Source organism: Patulibacter sp. NPDC049589, assembly GCF_040675535.1.
Taxonomy (GTDB): Bacteria; Actinomycetota; Thermoleophilia; order Solirubrobacterales; family Solirubrobacteraceae; genus Patulibacter.
Window position 1 is genome coordinate 1 of record NZ_JBFAPC010000248.1, and the last position, 5,398, is coordinate 5,398.

4 protein-coding genes are annotated in these 5,398 nt (G+C 76.4%); 3 read left to right on the forward strand and 1 reads right to left on the reverse strand.

Annotation, left to right across the window (positions count from 1 at the left end):
* Window positions 1-241 precede the first annotated feature (241 nt).
* Together AB0L40_RS26175 and AB0L40_RS26180 are read left to right on the forward strand one after the other, a co-directional pair.
* Window positions 242-1,561, forward strand: a complete 1,320-nt coding sequence (locus AB0L40_RS26175; protein ID WP_364361480.1) for a hypothetical protein — start codon at window positions 242-244, stop codon at window positions 1,559-1,561.
* Window positions 1,562-1,712: 151 nt separating this feature from the next.
* Window positions 1,713-3,851 carry an SdrD B-like domain-containing protein gene (locus tag AB0L40_RS26180; RefSeq protein WP_364361482.1) on the forward strand — a complete coding sequence of 713 codons (2,139 nt, stop codon included), beginning with the start codon at window positions 1,713-1,715 and terminating at the stop codon, window positions 3,849-3,851.
* Window positions 3,852-3,930: 79 nt separating this feature from the next.
* On the opposite strand, the gene AB0L40_RS26185 is transcribed toward AB0L40_RS26180, so the two are convergent.
* The gene (locus AB0L40_RS26185) at window positions 3,931-4,905 is read right to left on the reverse strand and encodes a glycosyltransferase family 2 protein (protein WP_364361483.1); all 975 of its coding nucleotides are present in this window, start codon (window positions 4,903-4,905) and stop codon (window positions 3,931-3,933) included.
* Between the two features lie 69 nt (window positions 4,906-4,974).
* Between AB0L40_RS26185 and AB0L40_RS26190 the strand changes: the two genes are divergently transcribed.
* A partial coding sequence (locus AB0L40_RS26190) for a protein kinase (protein WP_364361484.1) occupies window positions 4,975-5,398 on the forward strand: 424 nt, incomplete at its 3' end.

Genomic DNA, 5,398 nt, shown 5'->3' on the forward strand with positions numbered 1-5,398 from the left:
CGTCCGGCGGGCCCGCCGGACGGTCTCCGCCGACCGCGGCTGCACCCCGCCGTGGCGCGCCCGCGCGCCCCTGGCGCCCTCCGCCAACCGGCGAGGGCCCCGGATCCGTCCGTCCCGGCCCGAGCCGCTCCGACCGGACGCCTGGTCAGGAAACAGTGGTCGCCCATCACGATGGCCGGGCCCGCGCACTGGGACCGCGGAGCCAGGACGTCCTCAGGGACCTGCGGTAGTTTGGGTTCCCATGAGCCAGAAGAAGCGCAAACCCAAGCCCAAGCGCTCAGGCAACCCCGGGCACAAGCGACCGACCGCGGTCGCCGCGCCCGCCACCGAGCTGACGTTCGACCGGATAGGGAAGCCCGAGATCGACCGCATCCTGCGCGAGCAGCTGGGGATGACCCTCGCCGCCGCCATCGAGCGCTCCTCGGTCGCCAGCGTCCAAGGATTCGTCGACGAACTAGAGCACGAGGACGACGCGGTACTGGTGGTCCAGAACCTCGAGGCGGAGCTCGGCATCGAGGCCGGGATCGACGAGCTGCCGGAGCTCGACCTCGAGCAGGACCTGCGGCTGCTGCGCGCCGACATCGACCAGCAGGCGCAGATCTCCGAGGTCGACAAGCGGCTCCTGACGATCTGCCGCGAGGCGATGGTCTTCCTCGAGCGCCGCGCGGTGCGGGCGGAGAAGGAGCTCGAGCAGGCCGTCCGCCGGACGGAGCAGGCCGAGAGCCAGGCGTCGCGCCACGAGCGCCGCGCCGAGGAGCGCGTCTCGGAGTCCCAGGAGCTGCGCGGCAAGCTGGAAGCCGCCGAGGCGGAGATCGCCGAGCTGCAGGAGCGCCTGGCGTCCGCGCGGGCCGAGGGCGAGCGGCTGGAGCACGAGCTGCAGGACGCGCCCGAGGAGCCCGTCGCCGGCACCGCGGACCAGGGCACGATCGACGACCTGCGCAAGCGCCTGAAGGAGCGCGAGGCGCTGCTGATCGACGCCCACCAGGAGCACGAGCGGCTCGAGATCTCGCTCGACGTCGCGCGCAACGAGGTGATCCGCCTGCACCGCGAGCTCGACGGCGCCGCCCCCGAGGGCGTCGAGGCCGAGGAGGAGCTGCCCGAGGTCGAGACCGTCCTCGAGGCGGTGGAGGAGGCGCAGCGGCGCTGCAAGCACCTGGTCTTCACCGAGCGCGCGCTCGAGACGGCCGAGGACAGCCCGTTCTGGCGGCCCGACATGGTCCTGGCGGACCTCATCAAGCTCGACAAGGTCGCCGAGGCCTACGAGCGGCCCGAGGGGATCGGCCAGCCGGTCGGCCAGTACGCCCAGGACCTCGGGCTGGACTGGCGGTCCGGCGTGGGCGAGGTCTGGTACGGGATCCACCCCAACGACTACCACTTCAGCCACGAGGGCCACACCCTGCGCGTAGCCGAGCACGTCCGCGTGGCCAACGGCTCCGGCGCGCAGCGCTGCGCCCGCGTCTACTGCGCGTTCCACCCCGGGTCCGACCTGCCGGACGACCTGCCGCGCGGCGTCTACGTCGGGCCGGTCGGCCGCAAGCTCCCCGACTCGACGACCGGCTGACGCCGTTCGCCGAAATCAGGGGCGATTGTCGGCCCCGTCCGGCTCTGGTATCCATTCGCGCCAGGGTGTCCCCGGCCCTGCCGGCCCGACGCGCGTCCGCACCGCGTCGAGGTGGTGGGTCCGAGTGCGGCGGCGACCAGGACGGGACCAGATGACGCACGACGGCACGACGCCTGCCGCACAGCAGCACGCAGGATCCCTCGGCCGGTCGCTCGGCCTGGCCCTCGCGCTGATCGTCGGCGCCACCGCGGTGATCGCGCCACCGGCCGGCGCGGCGGGACCGAGCGTCTCCGTCGGCGACGTCGTCTGGCGCGACATCGACGGCGACGGGATCCAGGACGCCGGCGAGCCGGGCATCGCCGGGGTGCAGCTGACGCTCCGCGGGCCGGGCGGCAGCACGGTCACCGACACCGACGGGGTCCCGGTCGGCGCGGCCTCGACCGGCGGGAGCGGGGCGTACGCGTTCTCGAACCTGCCCGTCCTGGCGCCCGGCGAGTCCTACACCGTGATCGTCGACCGCGGCCAGCAGCCGCTGGGGGGCGACGGCCTGGCCCCGACCCGGGCCGGGGTGGGCCAGGACCGCGCGCGCGACTCCTCGACGGGATCGGCGGACTCGGGCGACCTGACGACGGACAAGGCCGTCGACTCCCGCCTCGACTTCGGCTTCGTCCCGGCCGTCTCCGTCGGCGATCTCGTCTGGCGCGACGTCGACGGCGACGGGATCCAGGGGCCCGGCGAGCCGGGCATCGAGGGCGTGCGCCTGACGATCACCGGTCCGTCCGGCGGGGCCGTGACGGACGTCGCCGGCCGCCCCGTCGGCCCGGCCACGACCGACGCCGCGGGTCGGTACGCGTTCGGCGACCTGCCGGCCCTCGGGGGCGGCGCGAAGTACACGGTGCGCGTCGACGGCGGCCAGGCCGCGCTCGGCGGCGCGGGCCTCGCGCCCACCCGCGCGGGCGCCGGGACGGACCGCGCGGCCGACTCGTCGACCGCCTCCGCGGCGTCCGGGGACCTGACCAGCGGCGGCGCCCGCGACCTGACGCTCGACTTCGGGTTCGTCCCCGTCGTCTCGGTCGGCGACTTCGTCTGGCGCGACCAGGACGGCGACGGGTTGCAGTCGCCGGGCGAGCCCGGAATCCGCAACGTCCGCCTGACGATCACCGGTCCCGACGGGCAGCCCGTCACGTCGGCGTCCGGGGCGACGGTCGGCCCGGCGACGACCGACCAGCGCGGCCGGTACGCGTTCGGGAACCTCCCGGCGCTCCCGCCGGGCCGCAGCTACACGGTGCGCGTCGACGGGACGCAGCCGGCCCTGGCGGGCGCGCAGCTCGCCCCGACGCGCGCGGACGTCGGCGACGACCCGGCCCTCGACTCGTCGACGGAGTCCGCCACGGCGCGCGACCTGACGATCCCCGGGGACACCGACCCGACGCTCGACTTCGGCTTCTCGCCCGCCGTCGCGGTCGGCGACGTCGTCTGGCGCGACCAGGACGGCGACGGGCTCCAGTCGCCCGGCGAGCCCGGCGTGCCGGGCGTCGTCCTGACCCTCACCGGCCCGGACGGCGGGCCGGTCACCGACGCGCTGGGCCGCGTCGTCCCGCCGACGACCACCGACGGGCGGGGCCGCTACGGGTTCGGGATCCTGCCGCCGCTGCGCGCCGGGCGGCACTACGCCGTGCACGTCGACGGGGCCCAGCCGGCGCTGGCGGGCCTGCTGCCGACCGCCTCCGGCGTCGGCGCGGACCCGCGGAAGGACTCGTCGACCGGCTCCGCCGTCTCGGGGGACCTGACCGCGAGCGGCGACGCCGACCTGACGCTCGACTTCGGCTTCGCCCCGGTCGCCCTTCCGGCCCCGCTCCCGGATCCGCCCCCCAAGGGTCCCCCGGTCCTGGACCCGCCGCCGCCCCCGCGGCCGGCCAAGCTGCGGAAGGTCGTCCTGACCCACCGCGCCGGCGTGCCGGTCCTGTCCCGCGGCGCCCGCACCCGCCTGACGATCACCGCGACCAACCGCAACGCCGTCGCGCTGCCCGGCGTCCGGATCTGCGAGCGGCTGCCGAAGGGGCTCGTGCTGGTCACGGCCGTCCCGAAGGCCGTGGTCCGCTCCGGCCGGATCTGCTGGCCGCGCAGGACGCTGGGGGCGGGCCGCACGCGCACGGTGCGGGTGACGGTGCGCGGACGGGCGCTCGCGCGCTCCCGGCACGAGACCGCCACGGCCACGGCCGAGGGCGGCGGGGTGCCGGCGGCGCGGGTGCGCCGCGGCGTGCGCGTGCGCGCGTCGTCGGGCGGCTGAGCCGTCGCGTCGTCGGGGCGCGTCGGCGTCGGACGGGCCGTGTGGGCGCCCCGCCCCGGCCCGGCGCCGCCCCAGGGCGCTAGGCGGACCCGCCCGCCGGCTGCTCGAGCTGCGCGTTGAACGCCTCGGCGGCCTCGCGGATGCCCTCGCCGCGGCCGGGGGCCAGGATCGCCTGGACGTGCCACCAGTAGCGCCGTACCGAGTGGCCGGGCAGCACGACGGCCGCGAGGGTCCGCAGCAGGTAGGGCGCGGCGGCGACGGGGCGGCAGCAGGCGGCCACGAACGGGCCGTGGTGGGCGACGAGGTAGCGGTTCTGGTTGCGGTGCAGCTCGACGATCCGCCGCCGCGCGCCGCTGCCGGTCGACAGGCCCTCGTGGTGGATGCACTGCGCGGCCGGCACGAACAGCGTGTGCCAGCCGACGTCGCGCAGGCGCCGCTGCAGGTCGACCTCGTCGCCGTAGACGAAGTACTCCGGGTCGAGGTGCCCGATCGTCGCCGACGCCTGCACCCGCACGAGCAGGCACGCCGACTGGCACCAGTCGACCTTGCGGGTGCCGCGGCCGGTGCCGCCCGACTGGACGACGAGCGACTTGTGCAGCAGCAGCGCCTGGGCGAGCGTCGTGCCGAAGCCCGGGAAGCGCCAGGCCGACGGCTGCTGGCGGCCGTCGGGGCGCAGCAGCGCGGCGCCCGCGCACGCGGCCTGCGGGTCGCGCTCCAGGGCGTCGAGCAGCTCCTTGGTGGCGCCGGCGCGCAGCTCGGAGTCCTCGTTGAGCAGGAGCGCGAAGCGGCCTTGGGCCTCGTCGAGCAGGCGCGAGTCGTTGGCGGCCTTGCCCTCGCGGCGGTCCAGGCTGATCACCCGGGCGCCGACGGGGTGCTCGCGCGCGATCCGGACGCTGTCGTCCGTCGACGCGTTGTCGAGCACCAGGACCTCGGTCGGGCGCTCCAGCAGCCGCTGCTCCAGGGCGATGGCGTCCAGGCAGCTGCGCAGGAACTCCGCGCCGTTCGTGCCGACGACGCAGAAGGAGACCAGCGGGGTGGCGACCGCGTGCGACACGACCGCACCGTACCGAGGTCACCCGGAGTGCGGCAGACTGCACGGCGTGCCGGTTCGGAGCGACAGCTGATGGCCGGGGGACGGGCGGAGCCGCAGCCCGGCGATCTCATCGGTGGCCACCGCATCGAGCGCCGCCTCGGCGCGGGCGCCATGGGGACCGTCTGGCTCGCCGAGCACGTGACCCTCGGGCGCCGCGTGGCGCTGAAGATCCTGGCCCACGGCCTGGCGCACGACCCGACCTTCCAGGACCGCTTCATGCGCGAGGCGCGGCTGGCCGCCCGCCTCGACCACCCCAACGTCGTCGCCGTCTACGACGCGGGCACCGACGACGCCGGCCTGTGGCTGTCGATGCGCTACGTCGAGGGCGAGGACCTCCGCCGGCGGCTCAACCGCGTCGCCGCCGCGGCGGGATCCGCCGGCGAGGCGCCCCCGTCCCGGCCCGCCGCGTCGCCGAGCGCCTTCCGTCGGCCCGTGCCGTCGGACGCCGCCCCGG

Excerpts from the sequence above, each read along its gene's own strand:
- AB0L40_RS26175 (WP_364361480.1), top strand. The coding sequence starts at position 242 with ATGAGCCAGAAGAAGCGCAAACCCAAGCCCAAGCGCTCAGGCAACCCC.
- AB0L40_RS26180 (WP_364361482.1), top strand. The coding sequence starts at position 1,713 with ATGACGCACGACGGCACGACGCCTGCCGCACAGCAGCACGCAGGATCC.